Source organism: Curtobacterium sp. MCPF17_011 (assembly GCF_003234145.1).
In the GTDB taxonomy this organism is placed as follows: domain Bacteria; phylum Actinomycetota; class Actinomycetes; order Actinomycetales; family Microbacteriaceae; genus Curtobacterium.
In genome coordinates this window covers 24547-40883 of record NZ_QKSK01000012.1, presented here as the reverse complement: position 1 = coordinate 40883, position 16337 = coordinate 24547, and the positions used below count along the sequence as shown (strand labels likewise).

15 protein-coding genes are annotated in these 16337 nt (G+C 70.0%); 2 read left to right on the top strand and 13 right to left on the bottom strand.

Annotation, left to right across the window (positions count from 1 at the left end):
* Positions 1-53 precede the first annotated feature (53 nt).
* The gene (locus DEJ25_RS13970) at positions 54-416 is read right to left on the bottom strand and encodes a LysM peptidoglycan-binding domain-containing protein (RefSeq protein ID WP_111045100.1); all 363 of its coding nucleotides are present in this window, start codon (positions 414-416) and stop codon (positions 54-56) included.
* Between the two features lie 255 nt (positions 417-671).
* Between DEJ25_RS13970 and lexA the strand changes: the two genes are divergently transcribed.
* A complete protein-coding gene (gene lexA / locus DEJ25_RS13965; RefSeq protein ID WP_110904756.1) occupies positions 672-1316 on the top strand; it encodes a transcriptional repressor LexA in 645 nt (214 codons plus the stop codon).
* A 151-nt stretch (positions 1317-1467) separates the two neighbouring features.
* Here the strand turns inward: lexA and hflX are convergent, their stop codons facing one another.
* A complete protein-coding gene (gene hflX / locus DEJ25_RS13960) occupies positions 1468-3012 on the bottom strand; it encodes a GTPase HflX (RefSeq protein ID WP_110904792.1) in 1545 nt (514 codons plus the stop codon).
* A 61-nt stretch (positions 3013-3073) separates the two neighbouring features.
* Here hflX and DEJ25_RS13955 point away from each other — a divergent pair, with 61 nt between their 5' ends.
* The gene (locus DEJ25_RS13955; protein ID WP_111045062.1) at positions 3074-3685 is read left to right on the top strand and encodes a class I SAM-dependent methyltransferase; all 612 of its coding nucleotides are present in this window, start codon (positions 3074-3076) and stop codon (positions 3683-3685) included.
* Positions 3686-3883: 198 nt separating this feature from the next.
* Here the strand turns inward: DEJ25_RS13955 and dapF are convergent, their stop codons facing one another.
* The 11 genes from dapF to DEJ25_RS13900 all read right to left on the bottom strand — a co-directional run bounded on the left by dapF (position 3884) and on the right by DEJ25_RS13900 (position 16292).
* Positions 3884-4774 carry a diaminopimelate epimerase gene (dapF, locus tag DEJ25_RS13950; protein WP_111045061.1) on the bottom strand — a complete coding sequence of 297 codons (891 nt, stop codon included), beginning with the start codon at positions 4772-4774 and terminating at the stop codon, positions 3884-3886.
* Positions 4771-5721 carry a tRNA (adenosine(37)-N6)-dimethylallyltransferase MiaA gene (miaA, locus tag DEJ25_RS13945; RefSeq protein WP_258366509.1) on the bottom strand — a complete coding sequence of 317 codons (951 nt, stop codon included), beginning with the start codon at positions 5719-5721 and terminating at the stop codon, positions 4771-4773. Before miaA ends, dapF begins: the two co-directional genes overlap by 4 nt.
* Positions 5708-7216: a tRNA (N6-isopentenyl adenosine(37)-C2)-methylthiotransferase MiaB gene (gene miaB / locus DEJ25_RS13940; protein ID WP_111045060.1), complete on the bottom strand. Its 1509-nt coding sequence runs from the start codon at positions 7214-7216 to the stop codon at positions 5708-5710. The genes miaA and miaB overlap by 14 nt, the downstream gene beginning before the upstream one ends.
* 145 nt (positions 7217-7361) lie before the next feature.
* A complete protein-coding gene (locus DEJ25_RS13935) occupies positions 7362-8237 on the bottom strand; it encodes a regulatory protein RecX (protein ID WP_110904760.1) in 876 nt (291 codons plus the stop codon).
* Complete coding sequence (recA, locus tag DEJ25_RS13930) at positions 8234-9286, bottom strand: recombinase RecA (protein ID WP_110904761.1); 1053 nt, start codon at positions 9284-9286, stop codon at positions 8234-8236. The genes DEJ25_RS13935 and recA overlap by 4 nt, the downstream gene beginning before the upstream one ends.
* 266 nt (positions 9287-9552) lie before the next feature.
* Positions 9553-9777: a DUF3046 domain-containing protein gene (locus DEJ25_RS13925; protein ID WP_110904762.1), complete on the bottom strand. Its 225-nt coding sequence runs from the start codon at positions 9775-9777 to the stop codon at positions 9553-9555.
* Positions 9778-9847: 70 nt separating this feature from the next.
* The gene (locus DEJ25_RS13920; RefSeq protein WP_110823882.1) at positions 9848-10156 is read right to left on the bottom strand and encodes a helix-turn-helix domain-containing protein; all 309 of its coding nucleotides are present in this window, start codon (positions 10154-10156) and stop codon (positions 9848-9850) included.
* A gap of 154 nt (positions 10157-10310) precedes the next feature.
* Positions 10311-10802, bottom strand: a complete 492-nt coding sequence (locus DEJ25_RS13915; protein WP_110904794.1) for a CinA family protein — start codon at positions 10800-10802, stop codon at positions 10311-10313.
* A 38-nt stretch (positions 10803-10840) separates the two neighbouring features.
* The gene (pgsA, locus tag DEJ25_RS13910) at positions 10841-11473 is read right to left on the bottom strand and encodes a CDP-diacylglycerol--glycerol-3-phosphate 3-phosphatidyltransferase (RefSeq protein ID WP_110904763.1); all 633 of its coding nucleotides are present in this window, start codon (positions 11471-11473) and stop codon (positions 10841-10843) included.
* Between the two features lie 4 nt (positions 11474-11477).
* Positions 11478-14516: a DNA translocase FtsK gene (locus DEJ25_RS13905; RefSeq protein ID WP_111045059.1), complete on the bottom strand. Its 3039-nt coding sequence runs from the start codon at positions 14514-14516 to the stop codon at positions 11478-11480.
* A 99-nt stretch (positions 14517-14615) separates the two neighbouring features.
* Complete coding sequence (locus DEJ25_RS13900; protein ID WP_110904765.1) at positions 14616-16292, bottom strand: ribonuclease J; 1677 nt, start codon at positions 16290-16292, stop codon at positions 14616-14618.
* Positions 16293-16337: the final 45 nt, after the last annotated feature.

Genomic DNA, 16337 nt, shown 5'->3' with positions numbered 1-16337 from the left:
GACGGTCACGCCACGGGCGAACGTCTGCGGAATGCCCGACTCTCAGTGCCGCGTCAGTGCTCGTACTGCGTGGGGATCGAGATCTCTTGCCCGGCCTGCACCGCGGACCCGTTCAGGGCATTGAGGCTCACGACGTCCTGGATGAAGTCACGGGGGTCGGAGTTCGGCGCGGTGTCCTCGGCGACCTGCCACAGCGTCTCGCCCGGCTGGATCGTCACGGTGTCGAAGTGCACGTTCGCCGCACGGTCACCGGCCGAGGCCTGGCCGCCGTTCAACATCGCGATGCCCACGCAGAGCAGGACGGGGACAGCCGCGAGGGTGGTGAAGACCACTCGCCCGCGACGGGTGAGACGGAGGCGCGTGCGCGCGACGGGTGCTGCGGTGTGCTGCATGTCCGCGATGGCGTTGGTACTCATGTCGTTGCCTTCCTGCTTGCCTTGGTGTCGGTCGACCGTCGTGGCCGTCCGAAGCCGTGTACCGAACATACGTTCGACTCGGAGGTTGCACAACCCCTCGTGTGGGATTCGTGGGGGTTTTTCTTGCGACACGCTCGAACAGGTGTTTGTCCGACATGTCACGGTCGGATACTGTTTCGATCGACTGGAGCAAGTCTTGCCGGGACCACTGACATTCCCGCGGGGCACGGTTCCACTCCGGACGAAGGGCGAGACGTGGCGGACGAACTGCGCGGACAGAAACCGTTGACGGCGAAGCAGCAGTCGATCCTCGACGCGATCCGAGCGTCGATCGCGAGCCGGGGCTACCCGCCGAGCATGCGCGAGATCGGCGACGCAGCCGGCCTGTCCTCACTGTCCAGCGTGTCCCACCAGCTCGGGCAGCTCGAGCTCGGCGGCTGGATCCGCCGAGACCCCAACCGTCCCCGCGCGCTCGAGGTCCTGGTCGACGAGCCGACCCCCGACTCCGACGGCCCCGACGTCGACGCCACGACCCTCGTCCCCCTGGTCGGACGCATCGCCGCGGGTGTCCCGATCACCGCTGAGCAGCACGTCGACGAGATCATCCCGCTTCCCCGTCAGCTGGTCGGTACGGGCGACCTCTTCATGCTCAAGGTCGTCGGCGAGTCGATGATCGACGCCGCGATCTGCGACGGCGACTGGGTCGTGGTCCGGTCGCAGCAGACGGCCGAGAACGGCGACGTCGTCGCCGCGATGCTCGACGAGGAAGCCACGGTCAAGGTCTTCCGGCAGCGCGACGGCCACACCTGGCTGCTCCCCCGCAACACCGCGTTCGAACCGATCCTCGGCGACGCGGCGACGGTCCTCGGCAAGGTGGTGGCGGTCCTCCGCTCCCTCTGACCCCGCAACACGCAACGAGGGCGGCTCCTCGCAACGGGATCACGTTGCGGGGAGCCGCCCTCGTTGCGTTCTGCGGATCGCGTCCGGCCGGCAGCGCGAACGACGGGAGGCGCGGTGCCAGCCGGCACCGCGCCTCCCGTCGGACCAGCCGTCAGGCGGACGGGGTGGGCGCGACCACGTACGGGTCGAGCTCGGCGACCTCGCGCTGGAAGACCCGCACCCGCAGGCGTGTGCCTTCCTCGACGTAGTCGAGCGACTCGACCGCGCCGGAGTCGTGCAGCTGCGACACCAGGTCTCCGCGCGAGAACGGCAGGACCACGGTCAGTTCGACGTCGGGTTCCGGCAGCCGTTCCTCGATGGCGTCGAGGAGCTCCGGGATGCCCTCGCCCGTGCGGGCGGAGACGAACACGGCGTCCGGCGCGAGCCCGAGGAGCAGCATCCGCTGCGTGTCGTCGACCAGGTCGGACTTGTTGAAGACGACGACCTCGGGGACGTCGCGGGCGCCGACGTCGCCGATGACCTCGCGGACCGTGGCCAGCTGTGCCGCCGGGTCCGGGTGCGAGCCGTCGACCACGTGCACGATGACGTCGGCGTCGCCGACCTCTTCGAGGGTGGAGCGGAACGCTTCGACCAGCTGGTGCGGCAGGTTGCGGACGAACCCGACGGTGTCGGTGAACGTGAACTCGCGACCCTTCGCGGTGCTCGTTCTGCGGACCGTCGAGTCCAGCGTCGCGAACAGCTGGTTCTGCACCAGCACTCCAGCGCTCGTCAGGCGGTTGAGCAGCGACGACTTGCCGGCGTTCGTGTAGCCGGCGATCGCGACGCTGGGGACCTCGTTGCGGTTCCGCTCGGCACGCTTGGCCTCGCGGGCGGGGGTGAAGCCGGCGATCTGCCGACGGAGCTTCGCCATCCGGGTGTGGATCTTGCGGCGGTCGAGCTCCATCTTCGTCTCACCCGGGCCACGGGAACCCATGCCCGCACCGCCGGAGACCTGACCACCAGCCTGTCGGGACATCGACTCACCCCAACCACGCAGACGCGGCAGCAGGTACTGGAGCTGCGCGAGCTCGACCTGCGCCTTGCCCTCCCGCGTGGAGGCGTGCTGGCTGAAGATGTCGAGGATCACGGCCGTGCGGTCGATGACCTTGACCTTGACGACGTCCTCGAGTGCACGGCGCTGTGAGGGCGCGAGCTCGGTGTCGGCGATCACCGTGTCCGCCCCGGTGGCCTTGACGACCATCGCCAGCTCCTGGGCCTTGCCCTTGCCGAGGTAGGTCGCGGGGTCCGGGTTCGGACGGCGCTGCAGGAGCCCGTCGAGCACCACGGCGCCGGCGGTCTCGGCGAGGGCCGACAGCTCGCGGAGGGAGTTCTCGGCGTCCGAGGCGTCGCCCTGCGCGTACACGCCGATCAGGACGACCCGCTCGAGTCGGAGCTGCCGGTACTCGACCTCGGTGACGTCCTCGAGCTCGGTGGAGAGACCGCCGACCCGGCGGAGCGCCGCGCGGTCGTCACGGTCGTACTGTTCGCCGTCGCCGTCCCAGCCCTGCTCGTCGACCGAGCGGGTCTGGATCGCCTGTGCCGGCGCGAAGATGGAGGAGGCGGCGCGCTTGTCGGCGTTGCGCAGCACTCGCTCGACGACACCGTCTGCGCTGTCGTCGTGGATGGTCTGTTCGTCCTGCTGATGGGTATCCGTCATGCTGTCCACAGGCTACCTCCGGACGCCTCAGGACACACGGGGTTCCCGGTACGGTTCTTCCATGGCGAACGACCACTACTTCTCGGCCACCCCGGAGAGCGCGGCGCGACCGCGGCAGATCCGGGTGACCCTCGCCGGTCGGACGCTCGAGCTCACCACCGCGGCGGGTGTCTTCAGCCCCGGCGGCGTCGATCGCGGCACGAGCGTGCTGCTGCAGAACGTCCCCGCTCCCGCGCCGGACGGGAACCTGCTCGACGTCGGCTGCGGCTGGGGGCCGCTGGCGATCACGATGGCGCTGCAGTCCCCGGACGCCCACGTGTGGGGCGTCGACGTCAACGAGCGCGTGCTCGACCTGGCCCGGACCAACGCGGCCGCCGCCGGTGCGGAGAACGTCACGGTCGGACTGCCCGCGGAGATCCCCGCTGACACGACGTTCGCCACGATCTGGTCCAACCCACCGATCCGGGTCGGCAAGGACGAACTGCACGACATCCTCCGCACCTGGATCCCGCGGCTCGCGGTCGGCGGCGACGCCTGGCTGGTCGTCTCGAAGGACCTCGGGGGCGACTCCCTGCAACGCTGGTTGCAGCAGATGCTGGGGGACGGCTTCACCGTCGTGCGGGCGACGACCGACAAGGGCTTCCGCGTCATCCGGGTGCACCGCACAGCCTGACGAGCGCGCTCGCGCGGTCATCCGGGAAGCGCGGTCAGGCTGGAGTGCGCGGTCATGGCATGGAGACGCGGGCTGCTCAGCCTGGAGGCACGGATCGCCGCACCGACGTCCGCCCGGTGATCCGGGCCTCCCGTCCGACGGCACCGTCACCCTCACCCTCACCCTCACCCTCACCCTCACCGGGAGCGGCGCACCCGCTCAGACCGTCAGGTCTCCGGAGAACACGAGCTCGGCCGGACCGGCGAGCGAGACGTGTTCGCCGTCCTCGGTCGCCGTCATGCGCACGGTGAGCACGCCACCCGGCACGCGGACGCGCCAGGTGTTCGGTGCCGAGGCTCCAGCCCAGTGCCGGGTGGCGAGGGCGGCGGCCACCGCGCCGGTGCCGCAGGACAGTGTCTCGCCACTGCCCCGCTCGTGCACGCGCATCGTGATCTCGCCGACGCCGTCGGTGACGAGCGGGTCACCGGGCAGGACGAACTCGACGTTGGCACCGGTGGCCGGTGCCGGGTCGAGGACCGGGATGTAGGTGAGGTCGATGCCCGCGAGCTCCGCTTCGCTGGCCACCGCGACGACGACGTGCGGGTTGCCGACGTCGATGCCCAGACCGGGACGCGCGTTGTCCAGGTCCTTCGCCCGGACGAGGACGTCGTCCGCTCCCCCGCCGTCGATGCCGAGTCCCCAGCGCCCGAGGTCCGCGGCGAACCCGTTCGTGGAGCGCCGGATGTCGACGACGCCCTTCCGGCTGCCGACCGTCAGCGTCCGCCCGGGCTCGAGGTCGACGAGCCCCGCCTCGGTCAGGTACCGGGCGAAGACGCGGATGCCGTTGCCGCACATCTCCGCGACCGAGCCGTCGGCGTTGTGGTAGTCCATGAACCAGGTCGCGTCGGGGTCCTCGTCGAGGATGGCCCGTCCTTCCGGGATCGCGTCGGAGCGCACGGCACGGATGACGCCGTCGGCGCCGACCCCGAACCGACGGTCGGCGATCGCGCGGATCCGGTCGGGGGTCAGGTCGACCGTGGCGTCGGGGTCGGCGAACAGGATGAAGTCGTTGCCGGTCCCGTGGCCCTTGGTGAAGTGCAGCTCGGTCACGGGACGATCCTACGGGCCAGGTCGGACAGCTCCGCCGTGCCGGCCCCGGTGACGTCGAGCGTGCTGACGTGCGTCGTGTCACCGTCGGTGTAGCGCTTGAACCAGGAGACCTGCCGACGGGCGTACTTGCGCGTGGCGATGCTCGTGGCCTCGACGGCCTCCTCGGTGCTCGCCTCGCCGCGGAGGACCTGCAGCGCCTGCGCGTAGCCGATCGCGGCACGGGCCGTCGGGCCCTGCTCGAGCCCCTCGTCGCGGAGGCGCGCGACCTCGTCGACGAGCCCGTCGGCGAACATCCGCTCGGCCCGCACGCGCAGGGCGTCGACGAGCTGCTCACGGTCGCGACGCAGGTGCAGGACCTGCGCGGGTCGCCAGGACCGCGGGGCGGACGGGAGGCTCGGCGTGACACGGTCTGACCGGCTCGCGATCTCGACGGCGCGGATCAGACGACGCGGGTTCCGCGCGTCGATGACGGCGGCGGCCTCGGGGTCGAGCGCGCGGAGCCGCTCGAGCAGGACGTTCGGGCCGAGTTCGCGGTGCTCGCGCTCCAGTTGCTCGCGGAGGACCGGGTCGGTGCCCGGGAACGCGAGGTCGAACAGCACCGCCGAGACGTACAGCCCGCTGCCGCCGACGAGGACCGCGACCCCGCCGTCCGCCGTGATGTCCGCGATGACGGCTCGGGCGTCGCGCTGGTACGCGGCGACGCTCGCCTCGTCGGTCACTCGGAGGACGTCGAACAGGTGGTGCGGGATGCCACGCCGTTCGGACTCCGGGACCTTCGCCGTCCCGATGTCCATGCCGCGGTAGAGCTGCATGGCGTCCGCGTTGACGATCTCCGCCCGTCGGCCCTGCGCCCGGTGCCGCTCGGCGATGTCGAGGGCGAGTTCGGACTTGCCGGTGCCGGTCGCCCCGACGACGGCGACGACGGCGATCAGGTCAGCGGCCGACACGGAGCGTGGGGAGGCCGAGCGACACCGGGCGGGCGCCCTCGCCGGGCACGGTCGGGGTCGGGACGCCGCAGGACTCGGCCTGCGCGGTGTCCCAGGCGTCGCCGGCCCGGGTGCGACGGATGCGCAACGGAGCGTCGGAATCCGCGAGGAGGAAGTGGGGTGCCGACCTGGTGATGTCCACCGAGACCACGTCGCCGGGCCGCGGGACCTCGGAGCCGGTCGGGACGGCGAAGTGCACCAGGCGGGAGTCCTCCGCGCGGCCGGAGAGCCGGCGCGTGGCGTCGTCCTTCTTGCCTTCACCCGTGGCGACCAGGACCTCGACCGTGCGACCCACCTGCGCGGCGTTCTCCTCGGCGGTGATGCGCTCCTGCAGCGCGATGAGTCGCTCGTACCGTTCCTGCACGACCTGCTTCGGCAGTTGCTCGTCCATCGTCGCGGCCGGGGTGCCAGGACGGATCGAGTACTGGAACGTGAACGCCGTCGCGAAGCGGGCCTGTTCGACGACCCGGAGTGTGTCCTGGAAGTCGGCTTCGGTCTCGCCGGGGAAGCCGACGATGACGTCCGTGGAGATCGCCGCGTGCGGGATGGCGGCACGCACCCGGTCGAGGATCCCGAGGAACCGCTCGCTGCGGTAGCTGCGACGCATGGCCTTGAGCACCCGGTCGGACCCGGACTGCAGCGGCATGTGCAGCTGCGGCATCACGTTCGGCGTCTCGGCCATCGCGGCGATGACGTCGTCCGTGAACGCGGCGGGGTGCGGGCTCGTGAAGCGGACGCGTTCCAGACCGGCGATCTGCCCGGTGGCGCGGAGGAGCTTGCCGAATGCCTGGCGGTCGCCGAACTCGACGCCGTAGGAGTTCACGTTCTGGCCGAGCAGGGTGACCTCGATCGCCCCGTCGTCGACGAGCGCCTGGATCTCGGCGAGGACGTCGCCGGGACGGCGGTCCTTCTCCTTGCCGCGCAGGGAGGGCACGATGCAGAACGTGCAAGTGTTGTTGCAGCCGACGGAGATCGACACCCAGCCGCTGGAGGTCGACTCCCGCTTGGTGGGGAGCGTCGACGGGAAGACCTCGAGCGACTCGAGGATCTCGAGCTGTGCCTCGCCGTTGTGCCGCGCTCGTTCGAGCAGGGTCGGCAACGACCCCATGTTGTGCGTACCGAAGACGACGTCCACCCAGGGTGCCTTCTCGAGGATGACGTCCTTGTCCTTCTGCGCCAGGCAGCCGCCGACCGCGATCTGCATGCCCGGGTGGTCGCGCTTGATCGACGCGAGGCGCCCGAGGTTGCCGTAGAGACGCTTGTCGGCGTTCTCGCGGACCGCGCAGGTGTTGATGACGACGACGTCAGCCTGCTCGTCCTCGGACCCGAGGGATCCGGCGGCGACGTACCCGGCGGCGCGGAGCGAACCGCTGAGCCGCTCGGAGTCGTGCACGTTCATCTGGCACCCGTACGTGCGGACTTCGTAGGTACGCGGGCGCGAGGCGACGGTGTCCATGATCGTCCAGTGTAGGTCCGGACTCGGGGACCCCGGCGGCGGCGCCGGGACGTCCGCGCGGAGGCACCGGGAGCGCGAGAACGGGCCGGAGCGCGTCCGCTCCGGCCCGTTCCTGACACGTCACGCGGCAGGCATCACTCGTCCGTCACTCGAAGCGGACGGTCCCGCCCCCGGTCGTCGGACGTCGCGGTCCGTCCAGGGCACGCTCGACGGCGACGCGCACGACACCACCGTTGTAGCCCTTGCGCATCAGGAACCCGGACAGCCGGCGTTCTGCGGTCGCCCGGTCGAGGCCGCGCATCTGTCCGGCACGCTTCGCAGCCAGCTCGAGGGCCCGGACGAACTCGTCGTCCTCGTCGTCGGCGGCCGCTTCGAGGGCGGCGTCGATGGCGGCCTGGTCGATACCCCGACGACGGAGGTCGGCGACGATCGCCTGCCGCCCGAGCCCCTTCCGCGAGTGCATCCGGTCGACCAGGTCGGTGGCCAACGCGACGTCGTCGAGCAGCCCGACCCGCGTCAGCCGCTCGATCTCGTGCTCGATGACGTCCGGGTCGAACTCGTCCTGCTTGACGAGCATCGTCCGGAGTTCGGAGGTGCTGACGCCACGACGGCTCAGCGCTCGCATGCTGATGCGCTCGGCGTCAGCACGCTGCTCGTCGAGCGGCCGCGGTGCGTCGGCGGGATCGATCTCCCCGCCGGTGATCGAGAAGACCGACGCGGTCGGGGCATCGGCTTCCTCCCCGTCGTACCCGCTCTGCTCGGCACGAGTCGTGCGTCCGGAGCCGTCCCCCACCACGGGCGACAGCCACTCGGACTGCACGCCGCGGATCGGCAGCGGCACCGGGGTGTCTGCGTCGGGACGGTCGGCGCCGGCGCTGCTGTCAGCCTCGGGGGCGTCCTCGGGGCCAGCCGACTGTGGAGGAGCCGTCCGCGGCGCCGCAGCGGACGAGCCCCGACGGGACCGCGCACCGAACAGGTCGGTGACGGGTGCGAGGTCCGCGTCGTCCTCTCCGGCCGTCACGCGCCCTTCGCGACCTTCGGCGCGATCGACTCGACCGGTGCCGCTTCCTTGGCCCCACCGACACCGAGCTTGGCGAGGATCTTGCCCTCGATCTCGGCCGCGATCTCGGGGTTCTGGATCAGGAAGGCACGGGAGTTCTCCTTGCCCTGGCCGAGCTGGTCACCGTCGTACGTGTACCAAGCACCGGACTTCTTGACGATGTTGTGGTCGACACCGAAATCGAGCAGCGAGCCTTCGCGGGAGATGCCGACGCCGTACAGGATGTCGAATTCGGCCTGCTTGAAGGGCGGCGCCATCTTGTTCTTCACGACCTTGACGCGGGTGCGGTTGCCGACTGCTTCGGTACCGGTCTTCAGTGTCTCGATGCGGCGGATGTCGAGGCGGACGGAGGCGTAGAACTTCAGCGCCTTACCGCCGGACGTGGTCTCCGGCGAACCGAAGAACACGCCGATCTTCTCGCGCAGCTGGTTGATGAAGATCATCGTGGTCTGCGTCTGGTTCAGGCCACCGGCCAGCTTGCGGAGGGCCTGCGACATGAGGCGTGCCTGCAGACCGACGTGCGAGTCACCCATCTCACCTTCGATCTCGGCACGCGGCACGAGGGCTGCGACGGAGTCGATGACGATGAGGTCGATGGAGCCCGAACGGACGAGCATGTCCGCGATCTCGAGGGCCTGCTCAGCCGTGTCGGGCTGCGACACCAGGAGCGCGTCGATGTCGACACCGAGCTTCTTGGCGTACTCGGGGTCGAGCGCGTGCTCCGCGTCGATGAACGCGGCGATGCCGCCGTTCCGCTGGGCGTTGGCGATGGCGTGGATCGTCAAGGTCGTCTTGCCGGAGGACTCCGGACCGTAGATCTCGATGATGCGGCCACGGGGAAGTCCACCGATGCCGAGCGCGACGTCCAGCGCGACGGAGCCGGTGGGGATGACGGCGACCGGAGCACGCTCGTCGGTCCCGAGGCGCATCACGGCACCCTTGCCGAACTGACGGTCGATCTGGGCGAGTGCGGTCTCGAGGGCCTTCTCGCGGTCTACTGCTGATGGCATGGGATGCTCCTTCGTGCTGGTGACGGCCGCCTGTAGGCTGTCGCGTCCGGACCGGCCGATGGTGCAAGGCCACTCGTTCTGCGACAAGGCTTCGGACGTGTTCCGATGTCCATGAACCTACGGCCGCCCACCGACATCACTGGCCGGGCGAGCGTGGGTTGTGGATGGAGCATCCGGTCAACGTCGCTGTGCAGGAACGTAGCACCGACCGAACACGTGTTCGAGCGACACGCCGAACACACGTTCGCCTCGCGCGCGGGAGCCCGTCAGCTCCGCGGCTCCTGCAGGCCACGCCCGTGCCGACGCTCCTCGGGGACGTCCTGCGAGTCGCACAGCGCCTCCCAGACCGTCCGTGCGTCGATCCCGGCATCGAGAGCGTCCGCCGCCGAGCGCCCTCCGAGTTGCTCGAGCACGACGTCCCGCGCGACGACCGCCCCGTACGCATCCCCGAACACCTGGTCGACGGCTCGCCAGAACTCACTCACGCGCATCGGACCACCCTAACAACGGCGAACGCCCCCGCCGGCGGACCGGCGAGGGCGTTCGTTCGTGCGATACGTGTCAGCGCACCGCGAGGTCGTTGTCGAACTCGGCGACGAGTTCATCGGGAAGCGTGTCCGGGACCCGGGTGAGTCCTTCGACCACCGCGAGACGGTCACCCACTTCGCGCATGATCGTCGAGATGGGAGTGTCGAGAGCATCCGCAACCGAAGCGAGGATCTCCGAGCTGGCCTCTTTCTGACCACGCTCGACCTCGCTGAGGTACCCGAGGGCAACGCTGGCCTTGGACGCGACCTGACGGAGGGTCCGGCCCTTCTGCAAGCGGAAGTCCCGCAGCACATCGCCGATTTCCTGACGAACGAGAACCATGAGAACTCCTCCTTCCTGTCATCTCCGCGCCCGCTCGGTCGGGATGACCGAGCTCGGGTTCAGCAACCGTGACGTTGCCGGTTGCAGCATGGTAGCCAGTACGGCTGCCGTCCTGCTGGAGATTGCGTGAGATGTAACCTGACGGTCACGCCACCTATTCCACGCCCCGGACTCTGGATCGCAGTCGTGTCAGGAGTTCGGAGACGACGGCCCGTCGGATCGTCCCGCGCTCCCCGTCCAGGTGCAGTTCGACCGCTTCCGCGCCGGAACCGCCCGCGATGCCGATGAACACGGTACCGACCGGCTTGCCGTCCTGTGGGTCCGGACCGGCGACACCCGTCGTGCTGATCCCCCAGGTCGCCGGGACGTCGTCGACTGCCAGCGCGATCCGGACACCAGCGGCCATCTGGCGCGCGACCTCCGGGTCGACCGCACCGCGCTCGGCGAGCAGGTCGGCGTCGACGCCGAGCACCGTCGCCTTCACCGGGGTCGCGTAGGCCACGACTCCCCCGCGCACGACGGCGCTGGCCCCCGGGACGCCGACGAGTTCCGCGACGACGAGCCCGCCGGTCAGCGACTCCGCCACCGCGACCGTCTCGCCTCGCGCGGTGAGCTCCGCGACGAGCGCCCGAGCGACGTCAGCCACGTCGGTGCCGTCTGCGGGACCTCCGTCGACCGGGAGGCTCACGCTACGGTCCGGTTGTGCTTCCAGGCCTGCACGAGGTAGTCCACCCCGCTGGCGACCGTCGCGACGAACGCCGCGGTCATGAGGATGCCGTTCACCCAGTGCGCGAGGTCGCCGACGAGGTTCCACCACGGGAACAGCGCGAGCGTGATCGCGACGGCCTGCAGCACGGTCTTGATCTTCCCGCCGCGGCTGGCCGGGATCACCCGGTCGGACAGCACCGCGAAGCGGAAGACCGTGATCCCGATCTCGCGGATCATGATCAGCACGGTCACGTACCAGGGCAACTCGCCGAGGATCGACAGGGCGACGAGCGCGCCGCCGATCAGGACCTTGTCGGCGATCGGGTCGACGAGCTTGCCGAAGTCGGTGACCAGGTTCTGCCGGCGGGCGATGATGCCGTCGGCGCTGTCCGTGACGATCGCCACGACGAAGAGCACGGCGGCCCAGATGCGGACCGGTCCGTCGGAGCCGGCGTCGGCGAGGAGCAGGACGAAGAACAGGGGCGCCATGAGGATGCGCACCACGGTGATGATGTTGGCGACGTTCGCGGTCGACGCGGGGCCGGGACCCTTGCGCAGGATCCGGCCGCGCCACGGGAACCGGTTCGTCGTGCCGTCGGAGGCGGTCATGGTCTCACTCCCTGCCCGTCAGGCCCCAGGCGTCCTCGTCGGTGTCGCCTTCCTCTTCATCGTACCCGCGCGTCATGCCGGCGACCGGGTCGTTGCCATACCGGTCGTCCGACCCGACTGCCGCGCCAGCGGGGGCGGACGGAGCACCGGCCGGCGCAGCGGGTGTCGAAGCGACGGTTGTCGAAGCGACGGGGGCCGGCGCAGCGGGGGGTTCTTCGCCCCGGAGCTTCGCGAGCACCGAGGGCAGCTGGTCCCCGGTGACGAGGACGTCGCGCGCCTTCGACCCCTCGGACGGTCCGACGATGTCGCGGGACTCCATGAGGTCCATGAGGCGCCCGGCCTTCGCGAAGCCGACGCGGAGCTTGCGCTGCAGCATCGACGTCGAGCCGAACTGCGTCGAGACGACCTGCTCCACCGCCGCGAGCAGCAGTTCGAGGTCGTCGCCGATGTCGGCGTCGATCTCCTTGCGCTCGACCACGGCAGCGACGTCCTGGCGGTACTCGGGCTGGGCCTGCCGGGTGACGTGCTGGACGACCTCGGCGACCTCGCCCTCCTGCACCCAGGCGCCCTGCACGCGGACGGCCTTCGAGGACCCCATCGGCAGGAAGAGCCCGTCGCCCTGGCCGATGAGCTTGTCCGCCCCGGGCTGGTCGAGGATGACGCGGGAGTCGGTGACGCTGGTCACGGCGAACGCGATCCGGGAGGGCACGTTCGCCTTGATGAGCCCGGTGATGACGTCCACCGACGGGCGCTGCGTGGCGAGCACCAGGTGGATGCCGGCGGCACGGGCGAGCTGGGTGATGCGGACGATGGACTCCTCGACGTCGCGCGGGGCGACGAGCATGAGGTCCGCGAGCTCGTCGACGACGACGAGCAGGTACGGGTACGGCTTGAGCTTCCGCTCACTGCCGGCCGGCAGCACGATCTCCTCGTTCTGGACGGCCTTGTTGAAGTCGTCGACGTGGCGGAACCCGAAGGACGCCAGGTCGTCGTACCGCATGTCCATCTCCTTCACGACCCACTGCAGCGCTTCGGCCGCCTTCTTCGGGTTCGTGATGATCGGGGTGATCAGGTGCGGGACCCCCGCGTAGATGGACAGCTCGACGCGCTTCGGGTCGACGAGGACCATCCGCACCTCCGACGGCTTCGCCCGCATGAGCAGCGAGGTGATCATCGAGTTGATGAACACCGACTTGCCCGAGCCGGTGGAGCCCGCGACCAACAGGTGCGGCATCTTCGCGAGGTTCGCGACGACGAAGCCGCCCTCGACGTCCTTGCCGACGCCGATCGTCATCGGGTGCTTCGACTTGGTGGCGGCACTCGAGCGCAGCACGTCGCCGAGGGACACGATCTCGCGGTCGCTGTTCGGGATCTCGACACCGATCGCGCTCTTGCCGGGGATCGGCGAGAGGATGCGGACCTCGTTCGAGGCCACCGCGTACGACAGGTTCTTCGACAGCGCGGTGACTCGCTCGACCTTCACGCCTGGGCCGAGCTCGATCTCGTAGCGCGTGACCGTCGGTCCGCGCGAGAACCCGGTGACCTTCGCATCGACCTTGAACTCGGTGAGGACACCCGTGATGGCTGCCACGATCTCGTCGTTCGCCTGGCTGCGGGCGACCGACGGCGTGCCGGCGCTCAGCGTGGTCGCGGCCGGCAGGCGGTACGGCTGCGCCGGGTCCTCGGCACCGGCGACGGGCGACAGTCCCTCGGGCTCGTCCTCGACACCGACCTCGCCGAGGTCGGACTCACCGGAGACCACGGGCACGGACACCACGGGCACGGAGACGACGGGCACTGGCGCGACGGCGGGTGCGGCCACGGCTGCACCGCCGGACGGGAGGCCCGTGGCCACGGCCGCCGCGACGTCACGGTCCGGACGGAACGCCTCGGTCGGCGCTGCCGGCGCTGGTGAGCCGAAGTCGCGGAGCGCCTGCTCGGCCCGGTCGAGGTCGTCGGCGACGTCCTGCTCGATCGAGTCGTTGAGGTTGACCGACTCGGGCTCGGCCGGCGTCAGATCGCGCAGCCCGGCGGTACCGGCAGCACGGGAGCCGGCACCGACCGCGGCAGCACCGGCCGGCGGGATGACCGGGCTGTCGTACGCCGGGTCCTCTTCACGCCCGGACTTGTTTCGCCGCCACCAGGGCAGGTGCTCGTCGGCCCCCGGCTCGACGGGGGCACCGTCCTCGTCGAACCCGAGGTCCTCGAACAGCGGGAAGTCCTGCGACTGACCCTTCCCACCGCGCTTCCGGGTCGGCTTCGTGGCGACAGCGGCCGCGTCGACGTCGTCCTCGGTCATCTCGGCTGCGGGGCCGGGCGCGCCGAACAGGTAGGCGTACAGCTCGTGCAGACGGCGACCGAGCTTGTTCGGCGGCGTCTTGGTGATGATGAAGAGGGACAGTGCGAGCAGCACGATCGCGACCGGCACGGCCACCCAGGCGGTGGCGACCGCGACGAGCCACCCGATGACGACCCAGCCGAGCACGCCACCGGCGGCAGCGAGGGCGGGCATGCCGTCCACTGCGCTCGGCTGGCCGCCGAAGACGTGGCAGAGCGATGCGATCGAGACGAGCAGCAACCCGAGACCGATGCCGATCCGGGTGTTGTCGTGCACGGACGCCGGGTGCCGGAAGAGCCAACCGGCGAAGACGACCATGATCACCGGGAGTGCGAACGCCAGTCGACCGAACAGGCCGCCGAACGTGTACGCGTCGAGTGCGATGGAGACCGCGTTGGTCGGGTTGAGCCACTCCACCACGGCACCGGCGATCGCCAGGACGAACAGCAGGAACGGGAAGCCGTCGCGGCGCTGGTCCTTCTCGAGCGACTCCTTGCCGAGCAGTCGGAAGCCGGCACCGACGCCGTGCGCCATGCCCAGCCACGCGGTCACGAGCGGGTTCTGCTCGCGGAACACCGGCGACGGTGCCGCCTGCGGCAGTTTCTTCGTCGTGGCCTGGGTACGCGACGTCCCGCGCGGCCCGCCTCCACGGGTCGACGATGACGACGCGCGCGTGCGCGTGGTCGACTTGGTGCCTCCGGCCATGGGGTCGACCCTAACGCCACCCGACGACGATGGACGCAAGGCCCGCCGCAGCGTCCGTGGCGGACGTGACGGCGGGCCTCCAGGACGAGACGACGGCGCCTACGCCTCGATGACCACCGGCACGATCATCGGACGACGTCGGTGCTTCGTGTTCACCCAGCGGCCGACGGTACGGCGGACGACCTGGCTGAACGCGTGGGTGTCCCGGGTGCCGTTGGCGGCGGCCTCGGCCAGGGCCTTCGCGATCTGTGGGCGGACCTCGTCGAAGACGGAGTCGTCCTCGGCGAACCCGCGCGACTGGATCTCCGGCCCGATCACGCACTGGCCCGTCGTGAAGTCGACCGCGCAGAAGACGGTGATGAAGCCCTCTTCGGCCAGGACGCGGCGGTCCTTGAGGTCGGCGTCCGTGATCTCGCCGACCGTGGAGCCGTCGACGTAGACGTACGCGATGTCGAGCTGGCCGGCGACGGTGACCTGGCCGTCCTTGAGGTCGACGACCGTACCGTCCTCGCCCAGGATCACGTTGCGCGGCGGGACACCCGTCTGGATCGCCAGGTCGGCGTTCGCGAACAGGTGGCGGTGCTCGCCGTGCACGGGCATCACGTTGCGCGGACGCAGGATGTTGTAGCAGTAGAGCAGCTCGCCGGCGGAAGCGTGCCCGGAGACGTGCACCTTGGCGTTGCCCTTGTGCACGACCTTGGCGCCGAGCTTCGTCAGCCCGTCGATGACCCGGTAGACGGCGTTCTCGTTGCCCGGGATGAGCGACGAGGCGAGGATGACGGTGTCGCCCTCGCCGATCTCGATCTGGTGCTCGAGGTTCGCCATCCGCGCCAGGACCGCCATCGGCTCGCCCTGGGACCCGGTCGACATGTAGACGATCTGGTCGTCGGGGACGTTCTTCGCCTTCTTGGTGTCGATGAGCACGTTCTCCGGCACGCGGAGGTACCCGAGCTCGGCGGCGATCGTCATGTTGCGGATCATCGACCGGCCCATGAACGCGACCTTGCGGTTCGCGGCAGCGGCGGCGTCGAGGACCTGCTGGACGCGGTGCACGTGCGACGAGAAGCTCGCCACGACGACCTTCTTGCGGGCGCGCGTGATGATGTTCTCGAGCACCGGGCCGATGTCGCGCTCGGGGGCGGTGAAGCCCGGCACGTCCGCGTTCGTCGAGTCCGGCAGGAACAGGTCGACGCCGAGCTCGCCCAGACGGGCGAAGGCTCGGAGGTCGGTGATCCGGTCGTCCAGCGGCAGCTGGTCCATCTTGAAGTCACCCGTGTGCAGGACGCGGCCGGCCGGCGTGGTGATGGCGACGGCGAGGGCGTCCGGGATCGAGTGGTTCACCGCGACGAACTCGAGGTGGAACGGACCGATCTGCTCGGTCTGGTCCTCGGCCACGTTCAGTGTGTACGGCTTGATCCGGTGTTCCTTGAGCTTCGCCTCGACGAGCGCGAGGGTCAGCGTGGAACCGATCAGCGGGATGTCGCCGCGGAGCTTCAACAGGTACGGGACGGCGCCGATGTGGTCCTCGTGGCCGTGCGTGAGCACGACACCGAGGACGTCGTCGAGCCGGTCTCGGATTGGCGTGAAGTCCGGCAGGATGAGGTCGACACCCGGCTGGTGCTCCTCGGGGAAGAGGACGCCGGCGTCGACGATGAGGATCTTGCCCTCGAACTCGTAGACGGTCATGTTGCGACCGATCTCGCCGAGTCCCCCGACGGGGATGACTCGGAGGGTTCCGGGTTCGAGCGGCTGCGGTGCGGAGATCTGTGTGGGCATTCGGTCCTACGGATTCGGGCGACGCACGTCGTGCGCCGCGGTGTT